The organism is Streptomyces sp. f51 (genome assembly GCF_037940415.1).
In the GTDB taxonomy this organism is placed as follows: domain Bacteria; phylum Actinomycetota; class Actinomycetes; order Streptomycetales; family Streptomycetaceae; genus Streptomyces.
Genome location: NZ_CP149798.1, coordinates 1 through 25530, shown reverse-complemented (window position 1 = coordinate 25530; position 25530 = coordinate 1). Strand labels below are relative to the sequence as shown.

Below are 25530 nucleotides of genomic sequence, written 5' to 3'. Positions count from 1 at the left end.
GAGTCAGCGGCTCTCGCCGCCGAAGACCTTCAGAATCCGCTCCGCCGCGAGCGTCGCCGTCAACCCGCCCTCGCGGACCTGCCGTTCGAGATCGGGAGCGACGGCCCGTACCGCCCGATCGGCGTGCAGACGGCCCAGGAGCTCGTCCCGGACCATGGTCCAGGTCCAGTCCACCTGCTGGTCGCGCCGCTTCCCGGCGAGCGCGCCGGTCGAGTCGAGCAGCTTCCGGTGCTGCTCAAGCCGGTCCCAGACGGTGTCGAGACCTGCCGCCTCCCGGGCGCTGCAACTGAGCACCGGCGGCGTCCAGACGGCGTCCTTGCCGTGCATCAGCCGCAGCGCGCCCGCCAGTTCACGGGCGGCGGACTGCGCGTCCCGCTGGTGCGGGCCGTCCGCCTTGTTGACGGCGATCACGTCCGCCAGCTCCAGGACACCCTTCTTGATGCCCTGCAACTGGTCCCCGGTACGGGCCAGCGTCAACAGCAGGAAGGAGTCGACCATGTTGGCGACCGCGGTCTCGGACTGTCCGACGCCGACCGTCTCCACCAGCACCACGTCGTAGCCGGCCGCCTCCATCACCACGATCGACTCGCGGGTCGCCTTCGCCACCCCGCCGAGCGTCCCGGCCGTGGGGGAGGGCCGGATGAACGCGGCCGGGTCCACGGCGAGCCGCTCCATCCGCGTCTTGTCGCCGAGGATCGAGCCGCCCGTACGGCTGGAGGACGGGTCGACGGCGAGCACCGCGACCCGGTGTCCGAGCGAGGTCAGCATCGTGCCGAACGCGTCGATGAACGTCGACTTGCCGACACCCGGCACCCCGCTGACACCGATCCGCCGCGCCTGACCGCTGTACGGGAGCAGCTCGGTCAGCAACTCCTGTGCCAGCGCCCGGTGCTGGGGCCGGGTGGACTCGACGAGCGTGATGGCGCGGGCGACGAGCGCCCGCTTCCCGTCGAGCACACCCTTGACATAGGTGTCGAGTTCGATCACAGGTCGTGCCCGAGGTCGGCAGAGAGCCGCTGGACGAGGTCGTACGCCGCGTCCGGGATCACCGTCCCGGGCGGGAAGACCGCCGCGGCGCCCATCTCCAGCAGCGTCGGCACGTCCTGCGGCGGGATCACCCCGCCGACCACGATCATGATGTCCTCACGCCCCTCGGCCGCCAGCTCCTCGCGCAGCGCCGGTACGAGGGTGAGGTGTCCGGCGGCCAGCGACGAGACGCCCACGATGTGCACGTCCGCCTCGACCGCCTGCCGGGCCACCTCGCCCGGCGTCTGGAACAGCGGGCCGACGTCGACGTCGAAACCGAGGTCGGCGAAGGCCGTCGCGATCACCTTCTGGCCGCGGTCGTGACCGTCCTGGCCCATCTTGGCGACCAGGATGCGCGGGCGCCGGCCCTCGGCCTCCTCGAACGCGTCCACCAGCGTGCGGGTACGGTCCACGGACGGGGACTCCCCTGCCTCGTTGCGGTACACCCCGGAGATCGTACGGATCTGGCCCGCGTGCCGCCCGTACACCTTCTCCAGCGCGTCGGAGATCTCGCCGACGGTGGCCTTCGCGCGGGCCGCGCGCACCGCCAGCTCCAGCAGGTTGCCCTCACCGGCCGCCGCCCGCGTCAGGTCCTCCAGCGCCTCCTGGACCGCCCGGCCGTCGCGCTCGGCCCGCAGCCGGCGCAGCTTCTCGATCTGCTGCGTGCGCACGGAGGAGTTGTCGACCTTGAGGACGTCGATCTGCTCGTCGGTCTCCACGCGGTACTTGTTGACGCCGATGACCGGCTGGCGCCCCGAGTCGATGCGGGCCTGGGTGCGGGCCGCCGCCTCCTCGATGCGCAGCTTGGGGATACCGGCGTCGATGGCCTGCGCCATGCCGCCCGCCGCCTCGACCTCCTCGATGTGCTGCCAGGCACGCCGGGCGAGGTCGTAGGTCAGCTTCTCGATGTACGCGCTGCCGCCCCACGGGTCGATGACCCGGGTCGTGCCGGACTCCTGCTGGATCAGCAGCTGCGTGTTGCGGGCGATCCTCGCGGAGAAGTCGGTGGGCAGGGCCAGCGCCTCGTCGAGGGCGTTGGTGTGCAGCGACTGGGTGTGCCCCTGGGTCGCGGCCATGGCCTCCACACACGTACGCGTGACGTTGTTGAACACGTCCTGCGCGGTCAGCGACCAGCCCGACGTCTGCGAATGGGTCCGCAGGGAGAGGGACTTGGAGTTCTTCGGGTCGAACTGGCGGACCATCTTGGCCCACAGCAGGCGCGCCGCCCGCATCTTGGCGATCTCCATGAAGAAGTTCATGCCGATCGCCCAGAAGAACGAGAGCCGCGGCGCGAACGCGTCCACGTCCAGGCCCGCCTCGCGCCCCGCCCGGATGTACTCCACACCGTCCGCGAGGGTGTACGCCAGCTCCAGGTCGGCCGTCGCGCCCGCCTCCTGGATGTGGTACCCGGAGATGGAGATGGAGTTGTAGCGCGGCATCCGCTGCGAGGTGTACGCGAAGATGTCGGAGATGATCCGCATCGATGGCTTCGGCGGGTAGATGTAGGTGTTGCGGACCATGAACTCCTTCAGAATGTCGTTCTGAATGGTTCCGGCCAGCTTCTCGGGCGGTACGCCCTGCTCCTCCGCCGCCACGATGTACAGCGCGAGGACGGGCAGCACCGCGCCGTTCATCGTCATCGACACGGTCATCTTGTCCAGCGGGATGCCGTCGAAGAGCTGCCGCATGTCGTAGATGGAGTCGATGGCCACGCCCGCCATGCCGACGTCGCCCGTCACCCGGGGGTGGTCGCTGTCGTAACCGCGGTGCGTGGGCAGGTCGAAGGCGATCGACAGACCCTTCTGGCCCGCGGCGAGGTTGCGGCGGTAGAAGGCGTTGGACTCCTCGGCCGTGGAGAAGCCCGCGTACTGGCGGATCGTCCAGGGCTGGTTGACGTACATCGTCGGGTACGGACCGCGCAGGTACGGCGCCACGCCCGGGTAGGTCTCCAGGAAGTCCAGGCCCTCCACGTCACGGCCGGTGTACAGCGGCTTGACCGCGATGCCCTCCGGGGTCTCCCAGAACGTGTCACCGGCGCCCGTGGCCTTGCCCGCGGCGGCCTTCCACTCGTCGGCGCCGCCCTCGGCGGTGGGGGTCCCCAGGTCGATCCCGGAGAAGTCGGGGATTCCCATCAGGAGGACACTCCCATGCGGTCGAGGGTGGCGGAGAGGACGGCGACGGCGTCGCAGCCCGCGAAGACGTAGGAGTCGACCCCGGCGTGGTCCGCGGGGCGGCCAGCCAGGAAGACGTGCCGGGCCCCGGCCGCGGCGAGGGCCTCGGCCGTGCTCGCGGCCTGCTCCTCGTACAGCGCGTCGCTGGAGCACAGGACCGCCTCGGTGGCGCCGCTGTCCGCGAACGAGCCCTCCGTGACCGGCTCGATGCCGCCGGCCTGGAACAGGTTCGCCACGAAGGTGCTGCGCGCGGTGTGCGCGGCGGCGGGTCCGATCGTGGCCAGATAGATCCGGGGACGGGCCCCGGTGGCGGCGAGATGCGCGTCGGAGCGGGCCCGCAGCTCCTCGTACGCCTCGTCGCGGCGCACCCGCGGCAGACCGCCGGACGGCGCCTCGGGAGCGGGCGCGCGCTCCACCGGACGCTCCGCCAGATGCGGGAACTCGCTGACCCCGGTGATGGGTTCGCGCCGCTTGGCGAGCTTCACCGAACGGGCCGCCCAGGTGTCCGCCAGGTCGCGCGCCAGCCGGCCCGAGCGCAGCACCGCGGCCTGGCCGCCGTCCCGCTCGATGCCCTGGAAGAACTCCCAGCCCGCGTGGGCGAGTTCGTCGGTCAGCTTCTCCACGTACCAGGAGCCGCCCGCCGGGTCGATCACCCGGGACAGGTGCGACTCCTCGATGAGGATCGTCGAGGTGTTGCGGGCGATGCGCCGCGCGAACGCGTCCGGCAGACCGAGCGCGTGGTCGAAGGGCAGGACGGTGACGGAGTCGGCGCCGCCCACACCGGCCGCGAGCGTCGCGATGGTCGCGCGCAGCATGTTCACCCACGGGTCACGGCGCGACATCATCACCGGCGAGGTCACGGCGTGCTGCGTCTGCGCACCCGCGGCGGGCGCCCCGCACACCTCGGCGACCCGCGCCCACAGCCGGCGCGCCGCGCGCAGCTTGGCGATCGTCAGGAACTGGTCGGCGGTCGCCGCGTACCGGAACTCCAGCTGGGCGCAGGCCTGTTCGACGGACAGGCCCGCTTCGGTCAGCTCGCGCAGATAGGCGACACCGGTCGCCAGCGAGGCCCCCAGCTCCTGCGCGGCCGAGCCGCCGGCCTCGTGGTACGGGAGCGCGTCGACGGTCAGCGCCCGCAGTCCCGGGTACTCGCGGGCGCAGCGCAGCGCGAGCGGGACGACCGTGTCGAGGTCCGTGGCCACGCCCGTGCGTGCCTCGTGGCCGAGCGGGTCCGCGCCGAGGTTGCCGCGCGCGGCATCCGCCGCGACACCGCGCGCCGCGTACAGCCGCAGCAACTCCTCGGCCGCCGCTTCGACGTCGGCTCCCGCGTCCAGGACGACGGGCGCCAGGTCGAGGTACACCCCGTCCAGGACCGCGTCGAGCGAGGTGACCGGGATGCCGCCCGCGCCGACCGTGAGCCACAGCGAGGTGACGCCGTTCTCCAGGTCGCCGAGGACCAGGGCGTTGTCCGCCGCCGTGTGCCGCTGCCGTACGTCCCAGCCGCCCGCCGTGTTGCCCTCGGGCCTGCCGCCCCGGACGAAGGGGGCGAAGCCGGGGAAACCGGCGTCGGCGGCCGTGTCGCGCGCGGTGTAGAGGGGCCTGGTGGTGAGCCCGTCCTCGAGCCGCGTGGACAGGGCGTCCTCGGCTGCCGGGCCCGAGGCCTCCTTGCCCGATTTGCGCAGCACGCCTTCTACCAGGAGTTGCCACTGGTCATGGGTCGCGGAAGGGAACTCGGCGGCCAGCGCGAGCCCGTCGTTGGGCAGGACTGTCATGCTCGGATGCTAGGTCAGAGCACTAGGGCGACAGCAGAGGCCGAGCCTGTGACCTTGACCTCTCGGTGGCGGTGATCCAGATCTCTCTGCCACGCTGAGCCGATGCGGATACCCAGACAGGCAGCCAGAGTCGCGGTGCTGGACCCGGACGGCGCCGTCTTCATGTTCCGGTACGACAACGAGGAGGTCGGCGTCCACTGGGCGTTGCCCGGCGGCGGACTGGACCCGGGGGAGACCCCGCACCAGGCGGCCGTGCGCGAGGTGCGGGAGGAGACCGGCTGGACGGACATCGAACTCGCGGGCACGCCGCTGTGCTTCTGGGAGCACGACTTCACCCGCATCGGCGTTCCGGTGCGGCAGTACGAGCACATCTTCCTCGCGTACGGGCCGCGCAGGGTGCCGGGTCGCGAACTTGGCTCGTTCCAGGCGGCGGAAGGCATTCTTGAGGGCCGGTGGTGGTCGCCGCACGAGCTGTCCGCCCCGGCGGAGGCGCTGTGGCCGCCCCGGCTTCCGGAACTGCTGGAGTCAGTACGGCGGGTCGGTCCGCCCACGACACCCGTCGACCTGGGCTTCACTCCCGGCGGAGGCCCCGTCTAGCCGGGAGCGACGTCCGGGCCCCGGCCGAGGTCAGTACACGTCGCGGACGTACCGCCTCTCGGCCGTGAGCTGTTTGACGTACGCGGCGGCGCCCTCCGCGCTGTGGCCGCCGTGCGTGACGGCGATGTCCCGCAGGGCCTGGTCGACGTCCCTGGCCATGCGGGACGCGTCGCCGCACACGTAGAAGTGCGCTCCGTCCCGCAGCCAGGACCACAGCTGGGGACCGTGCTCGCGCATCCGGTCCTGGACGTAGACCTTGGCCCGCTGGTCGCGGGAGAAGGCCGTGTCCAGGCGGCTGAGGGTGCCGTCGGCGAGCAGGGCGGCCAGCTCGTCCTCGTAGTAGAAGTCGGTGGCCCGGTGCTGTTCGCCGAAGAACAGCCAGTTGGGCCCGCCGTGGCCGAGGGCGCGCCGCTCGTGCAGGAAGCCGATGAAGGGCGCCACCCCGGTGCCGGGGCCCACCATGACCATGGGGGTGGCCGGGTCGGCGGGAGGCCGGAACCTGGGGGAGGGCTGGACGAAGACCGGTACCGGTGTGCCGAGGGCCGCGTCCGCGAGGAACGCTGAGCAGACTCCCTGCCGCGGGCGTCCGGCGGGGCTCTCGTAGCGGACGACGGAGACCGTCAGCGAGACGAGGCCGGGGGCGGTCAGGGGGCTGGAGGATATGGAGTACAGCCGGGGCTGGAGCGGCTTGAGCACCTCGGCCCACTCCTGGGCGTCGGCCCGGACCGGGTGTTCGGCGACGAGGTCGACCGCCTGCCGTCCCCAGGACCAGCGGGCGAGTTCGTCCTTGTTGTCGGGGCGCAGCAGCTTCTTGAGCGCCCGGTCGTGGGTGCGGGCGGCGACGAAGCGCAGCAGTCCGGGAGTGATCCGGGTGATGTCCAGATGCCGGTGCAGGGCGTCGTGGAACGGGATCTCACCGCTTCCGTCCAGACGCACGGCGCCGTCCGGGGCGAGTCCGGTGGTGGCCAGCCATTCCGTCACGAGTCCGTGGGAGTTGACGGGACGTACGCCGAGTGCGTCGCCCGCCTGGTAGACGAGCGGGGTCGCGCTGTCCCGTGTGTCGAAGGTGAAACGCCGTACCTCCTTGCCCGCCCCGGGCAGACTGAGCAGCTCGTTCCCGGTCAGGCGGGCGGTGACGGGGGCGGGCCTCTTCGGCGGGGCGGCGGGCGGTGCCACCGGTGCCACGGAAGGCGGTCCCTGGGCGGGTGCCGTCTCCGACGCCGCTGGTTCCGTGCTCCCGGTCAGGGAGGCGAGGACCTGGTCGAGCCAGGCCGTGGCCGAGGGCCCGTAGTCGGGTTCGCAGTCGGTGCGGGGCGCGAGCCGCACGGCGCCCAGTTCACCGAGGCGCTGGTCGAGGCGGCGGCCGTGCCCGCAGAAGTCGTCGTAGGAGGAGTCGCCGAACGCGAGGACGGCGTAGCGCAGCCCGTCGAGGCGGGGGGTGTCGGGTGCGGCCAGGGCGTCCCAGAACCCGGAGCCGTTGTCGGGGGCGTCCCCGTCGCCGAACGTGCTGGTGATGAGCAGGACGTCGGCGCCCGCCGGCAGCTCTCCCGGGTGGGCGTCGTCCATGCCGACCAGCGTGGCCCTGTGTCCCGTGGTGGTGAGCCGGTCGGCGGCGGCGGTGGCGAACTCCTCGGCGTTGCCGGTCTGCGAGGCCCACAGGACGACGACCTCCCGGACGGGTCCCGCGGGCGTCGGGTCCGCGGGCGGTGCGCCCGGAGCGGCCCGGGAGTACAGGCCCGCGAGGACGCCGTTCACCCACAGGGCGTGCTCGGGAGTGAAGGGCGCGCCCGGCGGCAGCACGGGTACGCCGGAAGCGCCCGGTTCGATGCCGGAGAGGAAACCGATCAGGTACAGGCGCTCGTGCTCGGCGAGGACCGGCGGCGGGGCGGGTTCGAGGCCGAAGGCGCTCGCGGGACCCGCGGGCGGCGCGGCCACCGCGACGGCCGCATGCGCGTCGGTCCCGGGCCCCGGCGTGGCCGGGGCCGCGACCGTGGCCGTGTGCGGCGCCGTCACGGTCACCGGGGTCGCCACCTTCGTCAGCGACACCGCGCACACCTTGAACTCCGGCTGGAAGGACAGCGGGTCGACGGCGTCGCTGGTGACCGCGTTGACACTCAGGTACTCGCCGAACAGGTCGTTCCAGTGGAAGGGCGCGAAACAGCAGCCCGGCCGCACCCGGTCGGTCACCACCGCGGGCAGCACCGCGCGGCCGCGCCGCGAGGCGACCTCCACCGAGTCGCCGTCGGCGACACCGAGCACGGCGGCGTCGTCCGGGTGCACCTCCACGAACGGCCCGGGGTTGAGCTTGTTGAGCTTGGCGACCCGGCCGGTCTTGGTGAGGGTGTGCCACTGGTGCTGCACCCGGCCGGTGTTCAGGACGTACGGGTAGTCGTCGTCCGGCATCTCGGCGGGAGGCAGGTGCGGGCGGGCGAAGAACCTCGCCCGCCCGCCGGCCGTGGGGAACACGGGACCCCCGCCGTGTTCGTCCAGATAGCGGATCGGGTTGCGGTCGGGCCCGTCCTCGCGCGCCGAGGGCCACTGGACCGGGGTGGACCGCAGCCGTTCGTAGCTGACGCCCCGCAGGTCGTAGCCGGTCTTCGGGTTGTGGGCGCGCCTGATCTCGGCGAACACCTCTTCCGCGCTGCCGTACGAGAAGCCCCGCTCGTAGCCCATCGCGCGGGCGACGGCGGCGATGATCCGCCAGTCCGCCATCGCCTCCCCGGGCGGCTCGACCGCGGGCCGGGCGAGCGTCACGTTGCGCTCGCTGTTGACGAGGACGCCCTCGGTCTCGGTCCACAGGGCGCCCGGCAGGACCACGTCCGCGTACGCGTTGGTCTCCGTCTCGGCGAACACGTCCTGGGCGACCACGAACTCGGCCCGCTCCAGGCCCTCGATTACGGTCCTGCGGTTGGCGACGGAGGCGACCGGGTTCGTGCAGATGATCCAGCAGGCCTTGATGTCCCCGTCGGCCATCCTGCGGAACATCTCCACCGTGCCCTGCCCGGTCCCGTCCTCGCGCAAAGTGCCCGGGGCCAGGTCCCACAGGTCCTCCACGAAGGCCCGGTCCTCGTCGACCAGGACCGACCGCTGGCCGGGCAGCCCCGGACCCATGTAGCCCATCTCCCGGCCGCCCATGGCGTTGGGCTGGCCGGTCAGCGAGAAGGGGCCGCTGCCTGGCCGGCAGACCGCGCCCGTCGCCAGATGAAGATTGACCAGCGCGTTCGTGTTCCAGGTGCCGTGCGTCGACTGGTTGAGGCCCATGGTCCAGCAGCTCATCCACTCCCCGGCCTCGCCGATGAGCCGGGCCGCCTCGCGCAGGTCGTCCTCCGGGACGCCCGTGATGTCCGCGACCGCGGCGGGCGGGTAGCCGGCCAGGAACTCCGGCATCGCCTCCCAGCCCTCGGTGTGCGCGGCGATGAAATCGGGGTCGGTGTGCCCGTTCTCGTGCAACAGGTGCAGCAGGCCGTTGAGGAGTGCCAGGTCCGTGCCGGACCTGACCGGCAGGAACAGGTCCGCCTTGTCCGCGGTCGCGGTGCGTCGCGGGTCGACGACGATCAGCTTGGCTCCGCCCGACTTGACCCGGTCCATCATCCGCAGGAACAGGATGGGATGGCAGTCGGCCATGTTGGAGCCGATCACGAGGAAGACGTCGGCGTGCTCGAAGTCCTGGTACGACCCGGGCGGGCCGTCCGCGCCCAGCGACAGCTTGTACCCGGTGCCCGCGCTGGCCATGCACAGCCGGGAGTTCGACTCGATCTGGTTGGTCCCGACGAAGCCCTTGGCCAGCTTGTTCGCCAGATACTGGGCCTCCAGGCTCATCTGCCCCGACACGTACAGCGCGAAGGCGTCGGGACCGTGCTCGTCGATCACCGCCCGCAGCCGGCGGGCCGTCTCCGCGATCGCGGTGTCCACCGGGGCGGGCACGGCCTCGGCTCCCCGTTCGGCCCGCACGAGGGCCGACGCCAGCCGCCCGGGCGCGGCGAGCATGTCGGCGGTGGTCGCACCCTTGGTGCACAGCCGCCCGAAGTTGGCGGGGTGCGCCTTGTCGCCGGAGGCCTTGAGGACCGTACGCCGTCCGTCGGGCCCCATGCCGATGTCGAGGACCATCCCGCACCCGACACCGCAGTACGAGCAGACCGTCCGCACCTGCTGGGTGGTCGTGGTCACGAGCGGTCCTCCGTGTGGTCGGCACCTTTCCCCACCGACGCTACGAAGACCCCATTACGCCGCTGTCACGCCGCTCGATCACCAGGGGTTACGCGCTCCACACATCACCGCCCGGAGTCCTGTGAGGTGTGGTCCGCGCGAGGCCGTCAGTACCCGAACCCCGACGTCGTGTACGCGCACTCCGTGTAGACATAGCCCGGCCTGAGCTTCGCGGTGTCCGAGGCCGGGGACTTGCCGGTGGCGGTCCGGGACTTGTGCACGAAGTACGTGGTGCCGACCGGCAGGTGGATGGTCCGCTGCGGGTAGTTCTTGCCGCTGTCGTTGCACGGCTTGAAGCCGAGGCCGAGCGTGGTGCCGAGCGCGTACGAGGTGCACTTCCCGCAGCCCTTGAGGGTGAAGCTCCCGGTCACAGGTCCCGTGTACAGGACGGTGATGTCGTCGGGGCTGTCGTTCTTGACCGTGACCGCGATGCCGCCGCCCGACGCCGTGGTCGGCAGGTGCTTTCCGGCCGCGGGCACCGTCTGCGCGACCTCGGCGGCGATGGCTATCTTCTGGGCACGCGCCCGGTTCTTGTGGTGCGGGTTGTTCTTGGCGAAGTCGTTCATCGTGGTGACGGCGTCGGCGTAGCTCCCGTCCTTGTACTCGCGCACACCACAGGCGTACGCGCCCGAACGCGCGCTGTTCGAGGCCCGGTCGGCGTCCTTGCCGAGTGCGTCGGTCACCCCGGCCTGGTCCCCGGGCAGTCCGCGGACCTGGGTGTCGAGGCCGTCGAGGCGCTGCACGGCGGCACAGGGGTCGTCGCCGCCCACCGACCTCACCGCCTTGTCGACCGCGCTCCTCACGGCCGGTTCGACCTTCCCGGCCTGCGGGGACCTGGGGAACGTCGAAAGCAGCTCGCCGAACTGCGCGGTCCAGCCCTCGCTTCCCGCGCTCAGCGAGGCCGCCGCGCACGAGTAGAGCGACGTGGCCAGCCGGTCGTCCGGCCAGCTCACGAGGGCTCCCAGCTGCTTCCTGCCGATCGTGCGCGGCACCGTGCGCAGGTACTTCAGGGGCGCCACGGCGGAGCAGTAGTCCTGGCGCGCGTACGGGGTGGCGACGGTCTCGTAGTAGGTCTTGAGCCGGTCGGGCACACGCCGGGCCGCGCGGGAGTGCGGATGGTCCTCGCTGAGCGCGTCGTAGGCGGACAGGGCACGCCGGTAGCCGGCCTCGGCCGCCGTGAAGTCCTGCTTCCCGGACCGCGCGACGAGCCGGTCGGCCCGGTCCAGCCGGTCGAGGAGCATCTGCTCCGTGGCCTCGTCGCGTGCCCCGTCGTACAGGACGACCCCCGTGGCGGGCACGGCCAGCAGGACCACGCCGAGCACGGCGGCGATCAAGGCGCCGGGCAGCAGCGCCAGCCTGGTCCGCAGCCCCACGGACGCGCCGTGCGCGGCGGCCAGCACCAGGAAGACCAGGTAGAGCACGAGCGCGGCACCGGGGACTCCGTCGGGGTCAGCGGGCAGCGCCACGACGAGCAGGACCGCCGTCGCGGCCCAGCACACGGCCATGTGCCACCAGCGGCGCACCACGGCGTAACCGAGCCCGAGCCCGCTGAGGTTCAGCAACGCCACGGCCACGGCCCGCCAGGGGCTGGCCGGACCGGGTGGCGGAGCGGTCGGCATCGGCGGAACGACGAAGCCGTCACGAGCACCTTGATGATCCCAGGACATGACGGTCCCCCCGTCGATCACGCCTGAAGTTACTTGAGTTGACAGCGTACGGACAGTCAGCGGCGCGCGACAGAGCGGATGTCGTGTGTCTGCGTTCCGCGTGTCACACCGGACCGTGCCCGTCCCGTACGCACCATGCGCGCCGCTCCGTAGTCCCTTCCGGCGCCGTCCTGATGGGTGGTTCGTGATGGTGAGCCATGTGCCGGCCGTGCTCCGAACCGGCCCGGGAACCAGGCCCGCGCGGTGGATACCGGGCCCCGTGGGGCGTGTGTGTCTCCAGTGCCGCTCCACCTCACGGCCCTCGCTCTCTGGTGAGAGGCGCTCTCGCCGTGTAACGTCGCTGGCAGATGTCGTGGTTCGCAGTACCTGCCCGCGCCGTGGTGCGGGCGTTTTGCTGTGCAGTGCCCGAGGACCAGGACGACTACCTCCGGGTTCGCGCGGTGCGGACCCGTCAACGAATGAGAGGCACTGGCATGGCCAGCGGAACTGTCAAGTGGTTCAACGCCGAAAAGGGCTTCGGTTTCATCGCGCAGGACGGCGGCGGCCCCGACGTCTTCGCCCACTACTCCAACATCAACGCCACTGGCTTCCGTGAGCTCCAGGAGGGCCAGGCCGTGACGTTCGACATCACCCAGGGCCAGAAGGGCCCGCAGGCGGAGAACATCACCCCCGCCTGACCTTCGCGTCACACCGCGCGGCGCCTCGTCCGACACCAGGACCGAGGCGCCGTGCGGGACGGCGTACGACGCCTGCCCGCCGGTCCTCCCAAGTGGGACGCCGAGCCTCTCCCCAAGTGGGACGCCGAGCCTCTCCCCAAGAGGGGCCGCCGGGCCGCGTACTGACACACCGGCAGCGTGCGACACGCCCACGGGCGGCCCGTACCGCCCTTCCGGCGCCCTGGGCGCCGATGCTGTGACGGCACGATCGCCGTCGCTTCTCTCTCCCGTCCCCTCCGTGTCCGGCCCCTCGGGGCTTCGCCGGGGCGCACGGGAATCCTGGCCCGCGAACGTCGCCGACGTCCGGCCGATGCCGCGCGTGGCGGCGCCGATCTCCCCATCGATTCGCCGGCCCCTGACCGCGTCGACGACGTGTTCGCGGTCCCGGCCCTCGGGATGAGCTCCGCACACGGCCGCGACGGACCGGAACGGTGTTACTCACTTTCGGGTGACGGCCCGTCGGCCGGCCGGGATGCGGAAGATGCCCGTTCATCTCCTGGAAGCCGTAGGCGTAAGGGAGTTGAGGATGGCGATATGTCACTCATCGGCTTTCACCGGTTAAAGGGCGGATACAAGCATCTGTAACCGACATGTCCGTAATTCGTAACAGGGGTCTGATGTCGCCCGTCCTGGGCGGGGATGTGCAGCAAGTTATGAGTCCTCGGCCACCGGGCCGGGACTCGCACAGGGTCGCACCGTGCGGGTTCCCCGTGAGGGGTGCCCGCAATGGGTGTGCCGGCTCTCGAACCTTGAGGAGCTTTCATGTCCGTTTCCACGTCTGTCACTGCCCGCCGTCTGGTGGCCGCCGCCCTGGCGGCCGGCGCTCTGGTCGGTTCGGCTTCCGTGTCGGCCTCGGCCGCGGAGCCGCGCTTCGAGCGCTCCCACGTCGAGATCAGCCGGGTTCAGGCCGACGCTCCGGGCTTTGACGACCGCTCCGCTCGTTCGCTGAACGCGGAGTGGGTGGAAATCACCAACGCGGGGCGTCACGGTGTGAACCTGAACGGCTGGACGCTGTCGGACCGGGAGGGCAACCGCTACACCTTCGACGACTACCGCCTCGCAGCCCGCTCCACCGTCCGTATCCACACCGGCTTCGGCCGTGACACCAGCCGTGACCTGTACCAGGACCGCCGCAACGAGGTGTGGGACAACCACTCCGACGTCGCCACGCTGCGCACCGAGCGCGGCCGCTTCGTGGACAGCGTCTCCTGGGGCCGGCACCACGACCGCGACCACGGCCGTGACGACCGCTGGGGCCACGACCACGACGACCGCTGGGGCCACGACCACGACGGCCGCTGGGGCCACGACCGTGATGGTCGCTGGGGCCACGGCCGTGACGACCACCGCGACCACCGCGGGCCCGGCCGTGACGACCACCGTGACCACCGGGGTCACGGGGACGACCGTGGACGCGGGGACGACCGCGACCACGGCCGTGACGACCACCGCGGCCCCGGCGACCACCGTGGCGGCGACCACCGCGGCGGCGACAACCGCGATCGCGGACAGGGCCAGCACGGTCAGCAGGGTCAGCAGGGCCAGCAGGGTCAGCAGGGCCAGGGCCAGCAGGGTCAGCAGGGTCAGCAGGGTCAGCAGGGCCAGGGCCAGCAGGGCCAGGGCCAGCACGGTCAGCAGGGCCAGGGACACGGCCAGGGTCACTGAACAGCGGCCCAAGGCGCATCCGCTCGGGGTGTCCCAGGGGTGACGTCCGGTCAGGACATGGAGATGACCGGCTGTAGTTCCGGGCCCGCACGGACCCGATGAGGCACGACTCCGCACGACGGCGACGCCGCAGAAAGACCCGCACCGACCGGTGCGGGTCTTCTGTTTCCGGGTACGAAAGCGGCCTCCCCTGCCCTCACAGCACCCGGCGCCTGCGCCCCAGCCAGGTCTGCGCGATCACCACGACGGCCAGGAACGCGCCGCTGACCACCTGTTGGTAGGCGGAGTCCAGGGAGCCGATCTGGTTGATGACGTTCTGGATGACCTTCAGGAGCAGCACCCCGACAAGTGAGCCGCTGATGAAACCGAACCCGCCGGTGAGCAGGGTGCCGCCGATGACGACCGCGGAGATCGCGTCCAGTTCCATGCCCGAGCCGAGGATCGTGACACCCGAGGCGAGCCAGGCCGCGTTGAGCGCTCCGGCGAGTCCCGCGCACAGCCCGGAGAGCGTGTAGACGGAGATCTTCGTACGGGCCACGGGGGCGCCCATCAGAGCCGCCGCGTCCTCGTTGCCGCCGACCGCGTACACGTACTGCCCGAACCGGGTGCGCCGCAGGACCACCGCGCCGAGCACGAACAGCGCCACGGTGATCCACACGGGCACTCCGACGCCGAGCAGCGCGCCCTGCCCGAGCTTCGCGAAGAACGACCCCTTGCCCACGAGATACGTCCGGGAGCCCTCGTCGGTGATCGAGAGCAGCAGGCCCCGGGCGCCCAGCATCGAGGCCAGCGTGACGATGAACGGGGCGAGACGGGAACGCGCGATCAGCAGTCCGTTGACGAAGCCGATCAGTCCGCAAACGGCCAGGGGCAGGAGCAGCGCGGCGACCACCCCGTACTGCGACGCCCAGGCGGCGAGCACGCCGCCGAGCGCGAAGAGCGAGCCCACCGACAGATCGATGCCACCCGTGACGATGACGAAGGTCATGCCGAGCGCGACCACGGCGAGGAACGCCGAGGAGAGCGCCATGTTCTCCAGGTTGTCGCCGGTCAGGAAGGTGTCGAAGCCGATGGACGCCGCGGTCATCGCCACGATCAGCGTGACCAGCGCGCCGTGCTGCTGGGCGAGGGCGCTGAGCCGTTCGGAGCGGCCCGCGCCGGCCGGCTCGTCCTCGGCCGTGCTCTTGGCGTGCACCGGGGTGTCCACGTCGGTCTTCATCGCTTTCCTCGTTCCCGGGCCGCGTAGACGGCGAGGACGATCACCACGGCCTGGGCGATCTGGGTCCACGACGGCGGCAGATCGTGCTTGATGAGCGTGGTGGTGAGCAGCTGGATGAGTACGGCTCCGGCGACCGTGCCGCCGATCCGGATACGGCCGCCGCTCAGCGGTGTGCCGCCGACGACGACCGCGGTGATGGCGGACAGTTCCATCAGGTTGCCGAGCGAGGACGGGTCGCTCGCGGTGAGCCGGGCGGTGGCGAGCACGCCCGCGACGGCCGCGAGGACGCCCGAGCAGACGTACACGAGGATGAGGACACGCCGTACCGGAAGTCCGGCGAGCCGGGCCGCGGGCCGGCTGTCGCCGATGGCGAGCAGACTGCGGCCGAAGGTCGTGCGGCGTACGACGAAGCCGACGAGCAGGGCGAGGGCCGCCGCGATCAGCACGACATAGGGGACGCCCAGGACGTCGCCGGAGCCCAGGTCGGCCATGGCCGGGTCGTGCACGTCCTTGAGCTGGGGGAGCAGCACCAGGGCCAGCCCGCGCCCGGCGACCATCAGGGCGAGTGTCGCGACGATCGGCTGGACGCCGACGAACGCGATGAGCGTTCCGTTCGCCACGCCGACCACGGCACCGCCCACGAGCGCGATCAGGATCGCGATTCCGGGCCCGTAGCCGAGATAGAGGGACAGGAGCGAGGTGGACAGGGCCATCACGGAGCCCACCGCGAGGTCGACGCCCTCGCTGCCGATCGCCAGCGCCATGCCGAGCGCCACGATCAGGACGGGGGCGACCTGGACCGCCTGGGTGCGGAAGTTCTCGGTGGACAGGAAGTGGGGGGTGAACAGGGTGTTCACCAGCAGCAGGACCACGACGCCCAGATAGACGCCGTACTCCTGGAGCAGGGACAGCAGACGGTCGCGGTCGGCGGTCACCCGGCCGAGCGTCAGGTCAGTCATCGTGGCCTCCCGGGCCGGTGCCCGCACCGCCGGCCGCGGCCGTGACGGTGGGGGAGGCGGGTGCGGTGGCGATGGCGCGCATCAGCCGGTCCTCGGTGACGGCGTCCCCGGTCAGCTCCTCCACGACCGCGCCGTCCTTGAGGACGATCACGCGGTCGCTGCCCTCGACGAGTTCCTCGGGGTCGGAGGAGATGAGCAGGACGCCGAGACCGTCCTCGGCCAGTTCGTCGATCAGTTTCTGCACCTCCGCCTTGGCGCCGACGTCGATGCCGCGGGTCGGCTCGTCGAGGAGCAGGACCTTGGGCTGCATGGCGAGCCAGCGGGCCAGCAGCACCTTCTGCTGGTTGCCGCCGGACAGTTCACCCACTTTCTGGTGCGGGCTCGCCGCCTTGATCCGCAGGCGCTTCATGAACGTGTCGACGATCCGGTCGATACGTGCCTCGTCGACCAGACCGAAGCGCGAGAGTCCGGGCAGCGCGGCGAGCGCGATGTTCTCCCGGACCGAGAGCCCCGGCACGATCCCCTCGGCCTTGCGGTCCTCGGGGAGCAGACTGATGCCGGCCCGGATCGCGGCGGGCGTCGAGCCGGTGCGTACGCGCACACCCGCCACCACGACCCGCCCGGAGTCGACGGGCAGGGCGCCCGCGATGGCCTTCGCGGTCTCGGTGCGCCCCGATCCGAGCAGCCCGCCCAGCCCCACCACCTCACCGGGCCGCAGGGAGACGGACACCCCGTGCAACTGGTGACGTATCGTCAAATCCTGTGCTTCCAGGACGGGTTCGGTCTCGGTGTCGTGACCGCCCGTGAACTTGGTCAGCCCCTCCTGCCGCACGTCCGCGATCTCCCGTCCCAGCATCAGCGCCACGAGCCTGAGCCGGTCGAGTTCGGCGATGCGCCCGGTGTGCACGACCCTGCCGTCGCGCAGCACGGTGACCGCGTCGCAGATCTCGTACAGCTCGTCGAGCCGGTGGCTGACGTAGATCACCGCGATGCCCCGCTCGCGCAGCATGCGGATCACCCCGAACAGGGTCCGCACCTCTCGGGGTTCGAGCGAGGAGGTCGGTTCGTCCATGACGACCACGCGGGCGTCGACCGAGACGGCGCGGGCGAGCGCCACCATCTGCTGGGCGCCGACGCCCAGTTCACGCAGTGGCCGGCGGACGTCGACGTGGAGTCCGAGGTCGCGCAGCGCCTCCTCGGCCTGCCGGTGCATGCTCCGGAAGTCGATCAGGCCGAGGCGGCCGCGGGGTTCGCGGCCGAGGAAGAGGTTGCGGGCCACGCTCATCAGCGGGACCAGGTTGACCTCTTGGTAGATGGTGGAGATTCCCGCGTGCTGCGCCTGGAGCGGGGTGGCGAAGCGGACCGGGGCGCCGTCGTACGTGACCTCGCCCTCGTCGGGCCGGTAGACGCCGGTGAGCACCTTGATCAGGGTCGACTTGCCCGCGCCGTTCTCCCCGATGAGCGCGTGCACCTCCCCGGCGCGGGCCGTGAAGTCCACCGAGGACAGGGCCTTCACGCCGGGGAAGGTCTTCGACAGGCCGGTCACTGACAACATGTCAGAAGGCCTTGCCCAGGTCGGCCTTGGCGTTGCCCTTGGTGTACGCGCTGTCCTGGATGACGATGTCCTGGGAGACCTTCTCGCCCTTGGTGAAGGTGTCCAGGGTCTGGAAGGCGAGCGGCCCGAAGCGCGGGTTGGACTCGATCACGCCGTCGATCCAGCCGTCGACGATGCCCTGGACGGCGTTGCGGGTGCCGTCGATCGTCACGATCTTCACCGCGCCGGGCTTCTTGCCGGCCCCCTTGAGGGCGTTGACCGCGCCGAGGCCCATCTCGTCGTTCTCGGCGTAGATCCCGGTGATGCCGGGCTTGGACTGGATGAGGTTCTCGGTGACCGACTGGCCCTTCTCCCGGGCGAAGTCGCCGGTCTGCTTGAAGACGATCTTGAGGCCCGGGGCCTTCTCCTTGATCCGGTCCTCGAAGCCCTTGGTGCGTTCGGTGGTCACGTTGTTGCCCGCGGCGCCGAGCAGAATGGCGATCTCGCCCTTGCCGCCGGTCGATTCGATCATCTGGTCCGCGGCCCGCTTGCCCTGCTCCACGAAGTCGGAGCCGATGAAGCTCACATAGTCCTTGCACGCGGTGGCGTTGATCTTGCGGTCGATGGTGATGATCGGGATGTGCTTGGCGGACGCCGAGCGCAGGACCGGCTCCCAGCCGTCGGAGTTGAGCGGCGCGATCACCAGGAGGTCGGCACCCTTGGCGATGAGGTCCTGGACGTCGCTGATCTGCTTGGAGAACTGCGACTGGGCGTTGGCCGTCAGCAGTTTCACGCCCTCCTTGGCCGCCTCGGCCTTGATCGACGCGGTCTCGGCGATCCGGAAGGGGTTGGCCTCCTTCTCGGACTGCGAGAAGCCGACGGTGGCCGACTTCAGGTCGATCTTCTTGGCGCCGTACGCGTCGATGGCGCAGGTCGGGCCCGAGCCCGTGGACGGTGAGGCGACGACCTGGCCCTGGTCGCTCGCCCCGGCGGAGCTCTTGTCCTTGCCTGCGGTGTCGTCCTCGGACTTCGCGCATCCGGAGACGAGCGCGAGGCTCGTGACGAGGCCGGTGGCGAGGAGGGTCCTGGCGGAGATGCGATGACGTGGTGCGAGCGGCTTCATGGAGTCCCCAAACGGCGCGGCCCCGGCGCTGAGAGCGCTCCCGGGGATGATCGGCTCTTGCGGTCAACTCGGTGTACTCGTCGTTCCGGGGAGGTTTTTACATCGTTGAAAGAGACCTGTAAAGCCCTCCGTCCGAAAACCCGTCAGCGCCGCCCGAGCGTGCTCTCGCGCTCGACGAGCCGGAAATCGGCGGTCAGTTCACGCCCTCCCGGCTCGGTCCTGCCCGAGAGACTGCGCAGCAGGGAGGCCACCGCCATCCGCGCGATGGCCTGCTTGTCCGGCGAGATCGTCGTCAGGGTGACCGCCCCGAACCGGCCCTCCTCGATGTCGTCGAAGCCCACCACCGCCACGTCCCACGGCACCCGCAGACCCCGCTCGTGCAGCACCCGCATCGCACCGATCGCGACCAGGTCGTTGTACGCGAAGACGGCGTCGGGGCGCACCCCGGAGTCGAGCAGCCTGGCCATCGCGCGGGCCCCCTCGTCGCGGTCCCAGCCGCCCACCGGGACCACGAGTTCGTCGGGTGCCGCCACCCCGGCCTCCGTCAACTCCTCGCGCCATCCGGCCAGTCGCAGATGTGCCGGCCGGTTGGCCGAATCCGTACGGGCCCCCAGGTAGGCGATCCGCGAGCGTCCCCGGCTCAGCAGATGGCGTACCGCACTGCGCGCGGCAGAGACGTTGTCGATCGCGATGTGGTCGTAGGGAAGTTCGTACTCGCGCTCGCCGAGCAGCACGAGCGGCACGTCGTCGGTGCGCGAGCGCAGGTCCTCGTCCTCGAGCTCCAGCGGGCTGAGGATGAGACCGTCGATGACGTTGGCCCGGAACCCCTGGCTGACCAGCACCTCCTGCTCGCGGTCGCCGCGGGTGTGGTCGAGCAGCACGGTGAACTCGTGCTCGGCGGCCGCGTCGATGACCGCGCCCGCCAGCTCCGCGAAGTACGGGTTGCCGAGCTCGGGGACGGCGAGGGCGATGATGCCCGTGCGTCCTTTGCGCAGATGGCGTGCCGTGAGGTTCGGCCGGTAGCCCAGCTCGTCGATGGCCTCCTGGACCCGGGCCCGCATGGCCGGGGTGACGTGCGGATAGTTGTTCACGACGTTCGAAACCGTCTTGATCGAGACGCCGGCGTGTTCCGCGACGTCCTTCAGGCTGACCCGCAAGGGATCTCCTCTTCATCGATGTGCGCCGCTGTCACCTGGGCGTTTGTCATGACCCTGGACAGAGGCCGGGACCCGTGCTGTGATGCCAACTCCCGCTACTTCCAACGTTGTACAGACTGAAGCAACGAGCCGCCACCCTTCCTCAGCCAAGGAGGATCCGTGCGCATCAGAACACTCCGCCCCCGACTGACACTCCTGGTAGCCGCGTTACTCGCACTGACGGGGCTCACCGCGGCCCCGACCGCCACGGCCGCCGACACCCCCGTCGAAGTCCACGGCCTGAAGGGCGAGTACTACACCCAGTCCGCCCCCGGCGCCTTCGACTTCCACGAGCTCAAAGCCACCGGATTGGACACCAATCTCGACTTCGACAACCTGGAGCCCCGGCTCGCCTTCGCCACCCCACAGTCGGACGACGTCAACGTCCGCTGGACCGGCCGGATCGTCCCCGAGAAGACCGGCCCCCACACGTTCTCGATCATCGGGGACAACGGCTTCAGGCTGTGGATCGACGGACACCTCGCCATCGACCACTGGGTCGACGACTGGGACCGCGAACAGACCTCCCAGCCCATCGACCTGACCGCCGGACAGTCCTACGACATCAAGGTCGAGTACTTCGAGCACTTCGGCGGCTCCAACCTCCATCTGCGCTGGACCCCGCCCGGCGGCACCAAGACCGCCGTCCCGCAGTCGGCACTCCGGCTGCCCGACGGATACGCCTACGACGGGGCCGTCGCCACCACGGTCCAGGCCGACGGCCGCAGCCTGCGCCTCGACTTCGCCCAGCCGCTCAGCGCACCCCCCGCAGGTCTCACCGACCACGTCGAAGCCGTCATCGGCGGCGCCAAGTGGCCCCTGTCCACGGCCACGTTGGACCCCGCGGACCCCAAGTCCCTGATCGTCGGCCTGAAGGAACCCGTCGTCGGCAACAAGTCCGGCAGCGCCAGAGGCGCCGCCGACCTGCGCTACGACGGAAAGGGCGGCCTCTCCGGAACGAACGGCAACGTTGTCAACGCCTTCTGGAGCAGCGGCCCCAACCGCTCCACCCACGAGCTGCGGACGAAGTGGGCCGACCAGGTCGAGGCCGGCAAGGCCCGCACCGAGTACCCGAGGCCCCAGCTCACCCGGACCGACTGGCGTGACCTGAACGGCTCCTGGCAGTTCGCCCCCGCCAAGGCGGGCGAACAGCCGCCGGTCGGCAGGAAGCTCGCCGAGAAGATCCGCGTGCCCTACCCGGTGGAGTCCCAGCTCTCCGGCATCGAGCGCCACGAGGACCGCATGTGGTACCGGCGCACCTTCACCGTCCCCCGGGACTGGAAGGTCGGCTCGGGCAAGCACCTCCAGCTCAACTTCGGCGCCGTCGACTGGCGGGCCGAGGTCTACGTCAACGGCACCAAGGTCGCCGAACACCAGGGCGGCTACGACAAGTTCGGCGCCGACATCACCGCCGCGCTCAAGCCCGGCCGCACCCAGGAACTCATCGTCGGCGTCTACGACCCGACCGACGCGCAGGGCGGCGAGAACCCGCCGGTCGGCAAGCAGCGCCTCGACCCCAGCGGCATCTGGTACACCCCGTCCTCCGGCATCTGGCAGACGGTCTGGATGGAGCCCGTGGCCGCCGACCACGTCGACTCGCTCAAGCTGACGCCCGACGTCAAGAACAGCCGGCTCACCGTGGAGCCGAAGGGCGTGCGGGACGGAGTGCCGGTCACCGCGACCGCGTACGCCGGACACCGCAAGGTCGCCACCGTGAAGGGCCGCACCGGGCAGCCCCTCGTCCTGCGGATCAGGAACCCGCACCTGTGGTCACCCGACGACCCCTTCCTCTACGACCTCAAGGTGACCGTCGGCGCCGACCGCGTCGGCAGCTACTTCGGCATGCGCTCCATCGCCGTGGAGCAGGTGAACGGAACCCCGCGCACCGTCCTCAACGGCAAACCCGTCTTCATGATGGCCACCCTCGACCAGGGCTTCTGGCCCGACGGCCTCTACACCGCGCCCACCGACGACGCCCTCGCCTACGACCTGAAGATGCACAAGCAGATGGGCTTCAACGCCGTCCGCAAACACATCAAGGTCGAACCCGACCGCTGGTTCTACTGGGCCGACCGGCTCGGCCTGATGGTCTGGCAGGACATGCCCGCCATGACCGCGGGAGTCGACCCGAGCGCCGCGTCCCGCGCCGAGTACGAGCGCGAGATGAAGCAGGTCATCGACGAACACATCAGCAGCCCCTCGGTCGTCATGTGGGTGACCTTCAACGAGGGCTGGGGCCAGTACGACGAGGCCCGCGTCGCCGACCAGGCAAAGACCTGGGACCCGACCCGCCTGATCAACTCCATGTCCGGCATCAACCTCGGCGTGGACGGCGGCACCGGCGACATCATCGACGAACACGGCTACCCGAGCCCCGCGCTGCCACCGAACCCGGACGGGAAACGGGCCCTGGTCAGCGGCGAGTACGGCGGCCTCGGCCTCGCGGTCCCCGGACACGCCTGGTCCGTGCAGCAGTCCTACGTGGACGTCGACCCCTCGGCGTACACCGACGACTATCTCGCCCGCCTCGCCGAGGTCCACAAGCTCGCCTGCAAGGGCGGCAACGGAGCCGTCTACACCCAGATCTCGGACGTGGAAGGAGAACTGAACGGCCTGATCACCTACGACCGCAAGGTGGTCAAACCCGACGTGGCCCGGCTGAAGGCCGCCCACGACGCGCTGATCCACGACGCGTCGCAGGCGACACCGGCCAACTGCTCCTGACGGCCATGCGCCCGGAACACGCCTCCCCGCCGTTCCGCGCGCCTCTCGACGCGGCTCCCTGACGGGCCGCCCGCGCGGTCCGCCCTCCCGCGAAGGACGGCGGACCGCGCCCGGCCTCGCCGTTCACGGCCCTGTCCGGCGGCACGTCGGGCCGAATCGCGGCGGCCCTCGACGTTAGTGTCGGCGGCATGGACGGTGATCTCCGAAGCTGGCGTGCGTGTCTGCTCAGCGGGGCGGTGTTCGCCGTCTGCATGGCCGGCACCACCCTGCCGACCCCTCTCTACGGCCTCTACCAGCAGAAGTTCGGCTTCTCCGAGCTCACCGTCACCATCGTGTACGCCGTGTACGCCTTCGGGGTCATGGGCGTACTGCTGCTCGCGGGCAACGCGTCCGACACGGTGGGCCGGCGCCCGGTGCTCCTGTGGGGCCTCGGCTTCGCGGCGGCGAGCGCGGTCTGCTTCCTGGCAGCCACGGGGCTTGGCTGGCTGTACGTGGGGCGGCTGATGTCGGGCCTGTCCGCGGGCCTGTTCACCGGAGCCGCCACCGCCTACGTGATGGAACTGGCCCCGCCGGGCGGCGCCACGCGGGCCACCTTCATCGCGACGGCCGCCAACATGGGCGGACTCGGCTGCGGACCGCTGCTCGCGGGGATCCTCGCCCAGTACGCCCCCTGGCCGCTGTACCTGCCCTTCGCCGTCCATCTGGCCCTGGTGGCACTCTCGGCCGTCGTCGTGCTGCGGCTTCCCGAGACCGTAGGGGAGCGGAAGCCGCTGAGCACCGTACGACCCCAACGGCCGGGCCTGCCCGCACAGGTGCGGCCGGTGTTCACGCCACCCGCGATCGCCGCGTTCGTGGGCTTCGCCCTGTTCGGGGTGTTCACCTCGGTCAGCCCCGCCTTCCTCGCCGAGTCCCTGGACGTGACCAACCACGCGGTCAGCGGACTGGTCGTCGCCCTCGCCTTCTTCGCCTCGACGGCAGGACAGCTCGCCGTCGGCCGGGTCGGCGCGGGACGGTCCCTGCCCCTGGGCTGCGCCGCACTCCTCGCCGGCCTCGCCCTGCTCGCGGGCGCGCTCCACTGGGACCTGATGGTCCTGGTGGTGCTGAGCGCGATCGTCGGCGGAGCCGGTCAGGGCCTGGCCTTCCGCGGGGCGCTGACGACCGTCGCGCAGGCCTCGCCCGAACACCAGCGGGCGGCGGTGATCTCCACCCTGTTCGTGGTCGCGTACGCGGGCATCTCGGTCCCGGTGATCGGGGTGGGCGTCCTGGTGGGCCCGATCGGCCTGGAGGGTGCCGGGCTGGTGTTCATCGCGTGCATGGCCGTCCTGGCGTCGGTCGCGGGGGTCTACCTCCTACGACAGCGGACTCCGGCGGAGGTTTAAGTCACGTGCCGACCGTGCATCGCGCGCATAGGGTGTCGGCATGTCACTGGGCCACACGCTCCTCCTGTCCGGTCGCGCGATCCGGCTCACCGACCTGCGCATGTCGTCGACCTACGCGGGGATGCTGGAGGGCTACCCGTGCAAGCGGGTCAACGACCTGAGAGTCAGCAGGTTCCAGCGGTATGCCGAGCACACGTCCACCCCCACGCCGGTCCATTTCGTTCCGCCCTCGCGCGAGTACCCGGACGCGACCGCGGGCGCCTTCGGTCCCGTCGAGGTGCTGCCTCCCGTGTTCTGCGTCGGCTCCTTCGAATCCGCCCCGCTCGACGGGTCGATGGACGGTTCCGCCCTCGTCGTCGCCTGGTTCCAGCACGCACCGGAGATACCGGCGGGCGAGAACGCCGCCCCTGCCCTTCGCGGCATCGACTGGGAGGGGCTGGCACAGGACTTCGAGCTGTAGCGACGGCTGCCGATCGCGACAACTCCGTTGCCCCTGCCTCCTCTTCGGCGACAACGGCTCGCCCTAGTACGGCCTGCCCCGGAACAGGGTGCCGGCGTGGTGGCGCGCTCGGTCGCCCCGTTCGTGGGCCGCTTCGGAACGGTCCGCGGGGGCCGACAGACCGGCCAGGATCCGGAGGGCAGCCAGGCCGTCCAGTACCTCGTCACGGTGCTCGGCGGCCTTCATCCCAGGCCGGCAGCCGGGCGAACATCGCCCTCGTCGGGGAGGCACGACGCTCGCGCAGCCGCGCGCCCACGAAGGCGGCGAGGGCATCGACGTGCTCCACGTCGTAGGCCCACAGAATCCGTCCCGCACACCGGGTCTGGAGCCACAGGGGACGCCGGAAGAACGGGTCCTCGGTGCCGCCGGGCACCGCGCCGACCAAGGCGCCGCCCCGCTGCTCGGCCGTCCGGTCGGCGACCGTGCCGCAGCCTTCGCAGACGAGCCTGCGGGGCTGGAAGAGCAGCTCGGTGAAGTACTTCGGCGCCTCGACGCCGGGCCGGGGGACGACCAGGGCACGGCCCCCGCACTTCGGGCAGACCACGAGCATCCGTCCGGTGAACCGGGCGAGCGGTGTGCCGTCGTCGCGATGACGGACGGGGACGGGGTGCGACGGCTCGGAGGTCATGACCGACACCCTGTCAGGCCCGCCCCGCGCCGGCGACCGCGCTACGGCGCGCAAGCCGTACGGGACCGGTCCCGTACGGAGGGAGGGACGATCGGAGTTCCGGTCGGTCCGGGCCCTGAACGCCTGCCGTGGCACAGGGAAGTTGCCGATTTCACGGCGCACGCGCGACTCATTATGATCTTGGCCATGTCTGTGCAGAACTCGAACTCCGACAGAGCCCTGTCGCGCAAGCAGCGCCTTCAGGAGAAGCAGCGCCGTCAGTTGGCGGTGGTCGACACCGTGGACAAGGCCGAGGCCAAGGTCCGCAAGGCCGAGGTCGAGGTCGCCATGGCCGTCGCCGAGGCGGTGCAGGTGTTCGGCGGTGTCCAGGAGGCGTCCGAAGGCCTCGACATGCCGATCCAGACGGTCCAGCGCTTCCTCGGCATGGCCAAGGACGAGGCGGCGGCCGC

Annotated in this window: 18 protein-coding genes; 7 read left to right on the top strand and 11 right to left on the bottom strand. The window is 71.0% G+C overall.

The features are described 5' to 3' along the window. Positions 1-3 precede the first annotated feature (3 nt). Genes meaB through WJM95_RS00080 form a run of 3 tightly spaced genes read right to left on the bottom strand, consistent with a single transcriptional unit; the run spans position 4 to position 4969 of the window. Positions 4-987 carry a methylmalonyl Co-A mutase-associated GTPase MeaB gene (meaB, locus tag WJM95_RS00090; protein ID WP_339127312.1) on the bottom strand — a complete coding sequence of 328 codons (984 nt, stop codon included), beginning with the start codon at positions 985-987 and terminating at the stop codon, positions 4-6. Beyond that, positions 984-3158, bottom strand: a complete 2175-nt coding sequence (gene scpA, locus WJM95_RS00085; RefSeq protein ID WP_339127310.1) for a methylmalonyl-CoA mutase — start codon at positions 3156-3158, stop codon at positions 984-986. Before scpA ends, meaB begins: the two co-directional genes overlap by 4 nt. After that, on the bottom strand, positions 3158-4969 hold the full coding sequence (locus tag WJM95_RS00080; protein WP_339127309.1) for a methylmalonyl-CoA mutase family protein: 1812 nt from the start codon (positions 4967-4969) through the stop codon (positions 3158-3160). Before WJM95_RS00080 ends, scpA begins: the two co-directional genes overlap by 1 nt. A gap of 102 nt (positions 4970-5071) precedes the next feature. Here WJM95_RS00080 and WJM95_RS00075 point away from each other — a divergent pair, with 102 nt between their 5' ends. Beyond that, complete coding sequence (locus WJM95_RS00075; RefSeq protein ID WP_339127307.1) at positions 5072-5566, top strand: NUDIX domain-containing protein; 495 nt, start codon at positions 5072-5074, stop codon at positions 5564-5566. Between the two features lie 30 nt (positions 5567-5596). Here WJM95_RS00075 and WJM95_RS00070 read toward each other — a convergent pair whose 3' ends face one another. Further along, positions 5597-9733: a bifunctional nitrate reductase/sulfite reductase flavoprotein subunit alpha gene (locus WJM95_RS00070; protein WP_339127305.1), complete on the bottom strand. Its 4137-nt coding sequence runs from the start codon at positions 9731-9733 to the stop codon at positions 5597-5599. A gap of 146 nt (positions 9734-9879) precedes the next feature. Next, entirely contained in the window at positions 9880-11439 is a 1560-nt protein-coding gene (locus tag WJM95_RS00065; RefSeq protein ID WP_339127304.1) for a hypothetical protein, read from the bottom strand. Between the two features lie 473 nt (positions 11440-11912). Between WJM95_RS00065 and WJM95_RS00060 the strand changes: the two genes are divergently transcribed. Then, positions 11913-12116 carry a cold-shock protein gene (locus WJM95_RS00060; protein WP_037622929.1) on the top strand — a complete coding sequence of 68 codons (204 nt, stop codon included), beginning with the start codon at positions 11913-11915 and terminating at the stop codon, positions 12114-12116. Between the two features lie 801 nt (positions 12117-12917). Then, positions 12918-13820, top strand: coding sequence for a lamin tail domain-containing protein (locus WJM95_RS00055; RefSeq protein WP_339127301.1), 903 nt, complete (start codon positions 12918-12920; stop codon positions 13818-13820). Positions 13821-14016: 196 nt separating this feature from the next. On the opposite strand, the gene WJM95_RS00050 is transcribed toward WJM95_RS00055, so the two are convergent. The 5 genes from WJM95_RS00050 to WJM95_RS00030 form a co-directional block, all read right to left on the bottom strand. Then, a complete protein-coding gene (locus WJM95_RS00050; protein ID WP_339127300.1) occupies positions 14017-15039 on the bottom strand; it encodes an ABC transporter permease in 1023 nt (340 codons plus the stop codon). Next, positions 15036-15998 (bottom strand): ABC transporter permease, encoded by a 963-nt coding sequence (locus WJM95_RS00045; RefSeq protein WP_339127299.1) that lies wholly within the window; start codon positions 15996-15998, stop codon positions 15036-15038. The genes WJM95_RS00050 and WJM95_RS00045 overlap by 4 nt, the downstream gene beginning before the upstream one ends. Beyond that, a complete protein-coding gene (locus tag WJM95_RS00040) occupies positions 15991-17553 on the bottom strand; it encodes a sugar ABC transporter ATP-binding protein (protein WP_339127297.1) in 1563 nt (520 codons plus the stop codon). Before WJM95_RS00040 ends, WJM95_RS00045 begins: the two co-directional genes overlap by 8 nt. A gap of 1 nt (position 17554) precedes the next feature. Beyond that, entirely contained in the window at positions 17555-18655 is a 1101-nt protein-coding gene (locus WJM95_RS00035; protein ID WP_339127296.1) for an ABC transporter substrate-binding protein, read from the bottom strand. A 143-nt stretch (positions 18656-18798) separates the two neighbouring features. Then, positions 18799-19812: a LacI family DNA-binding transcriptional regulator gene (locus tag WJM95_RS00030; protein ID WP_339127295.1), complete on the bottom strand. Its 1014-nt coding sequence runs from the start codon at positions 19810-19812 to the stop codon at positions 18799-18801. 159 nt (positions 19813-19971) lie between these two features. On the opposite strand from WJM95_RS00030, the gene WJM95_RS00025 reads away from it, so the two are divergent. From WJM95_RS00025 to WJM95_RS00015, 3 genes are all read left to right on the top strand, one after another. Then, entirely contained in the window at positions 19972-22575 is a 2604-nt protein-coding gene (locus WJM95_RS00025; protein WP_339127294.1) for a PA14 domain-containing protein, read from the top strand. A gap of 188 nt (positions 22576-22763) precedes the next feature. Further along, positions 22764-23954: an MFS transporter gene (locus WJM95_RS00020; protein ID WP_339127293.1), complete on the top strand. Its 1191-nt coding sequence runs from the start codon at positions 22764-22766 to the stop codon at positions 23952-23954. A 40-nt stretch (positions 23955-23994) separates the two neighbouring features. Next, the gene (locus WJM95_RS00015) at positions 23995-24414 is read left to right on the top strand and encodes a hypothetical protein (protein ID WP_339127292.1); all 420 of its coding nucleotides are present in this window, start codon (positions 23995-23997) and stop codon (positions 24412-24414) included. Between the two features lie 202 nt (positions 24415-24616). On the opposite strand, the gene WJM95_RS00010 is transcribed toward WJM95_RS00015, so the two are convergent. Continuing rightward, complete coding sequence (locus WJM95_RS00010; RefSeq protein ID WP_339127291.1) at positions 24617-25081, bottom strand: hypothetical protein; 465 nt, start codon at positions 25079-25081, stop codon at positions 24617-24619. Positions 25082-25267: 186 nt separating this feature from the next. Here WJM95_RS00010 and WJM95_RS00005 point away from each other — a divergent pair. Further along, on the top strand, positions 25268-25530 hold a 263-nt coding region (locus tag WJM95_RS00005), incomplete at its 3' end, for a hypothetical protein (RefSeq protein ID WP_339127289.1).

Excerpts from the sequence above, each read along its gene's own strand:
- scpA (WP_339127310.1), bottom strand. The coding sequence starts at position 3,158 with ATGGGAATCCCCGACTTCTCCGGGATCGACCTGGGGACCCCCACCGCC.
- WJM95_RS00080 (WP_339127309.1), bottom strand. The coding sequence starts at position 4,969 with ATGACAGTCCTGCCCAACGACGGGCTCGCGCTGGCCGCCGAGTTCCCT.
- WJM95_RS00075 (WP_339127307.1), top strand. The coding sequence starts at position 5,072 with ATGCGGATACCCAGACAGGCAGCCAGAGTCGCGGTGCTGGACCCGGAC.
- WJM95_RS00065 (WP_339127304.1), bottom strand. The coding sequence starts at position 11,439 with ATGTCCTGGGATCATCAAGGTGCTCGTGACGGCTTCGTCGTTCCGCCG.
- WJM95_RS00060 (WP_037622929.1), top strand. The coding sequence starts at position 11,913 with ATGGCCAGCGGAACTGTCAAGTGGTTCAACGCCGAAAAGGGCTTCGGT.
- WJM95_RS00055 (WP_339127301.1), top strand. The coding sequence starts at position 12,918 with ATGTCCGTTTCCACGTCTGTCACTGCCCGCCGTCTGGTGGCCGCCGCC.
- WJM95_RS00050 (WP_339127300.1), bottom strand. The coding sequence starts at position 15,039 with ATGAAGACCGACGTGGACACCCCGGTGCACGCCAAGAGCACGGCCGAG.
- WJM95_RS00045 (WP_339127299.1), bottom strand. The coding sequence starts at position 15,998 with ATGACTGACCTGACGCTCGGCCGGGTGACCGCCGACCGCGACCGTCTG.
- WJM95_RS00040 (WP_339127297.1), bottom strand. The coding sequence starts at position 17,553 with ATGTTGTCAGTGACCGGCCTGTCGAAGACCTTCCCCGGCGTGAAGGCC.
- WJM95_RS00035 (WP_339127296.1), bottom strand. The coding sequence starts at position 18,655 with ATGAAGCCGCTCGCACCACGTCATCGCATCTCCGCCAGGACCCTCCTC.
- WJM95_RS00020 (WP_339127293.1), top strand. The coding sequence starts at position 22,764 with ATGGACGGTGATCTCCGAAGCTGGCGTGCGTGTCTGCTCAGCGGGGCG.
- WJM95_RS00015 (WP_339127292.1), top strand. The coding sequence starts at position 23,995 with ATGTCACTGGGCCACACGCTCCTCCTGTCCGGTCGCGCGATCCGGCTC.
- WJM95_RS00010 (WP_339127291.1), bottom strand. The coding sequence starts at position 25,081 with ATGACCTCCGAGCCGTCGCACCCCGTCCCCGTCCGTCATCGCGACGAC.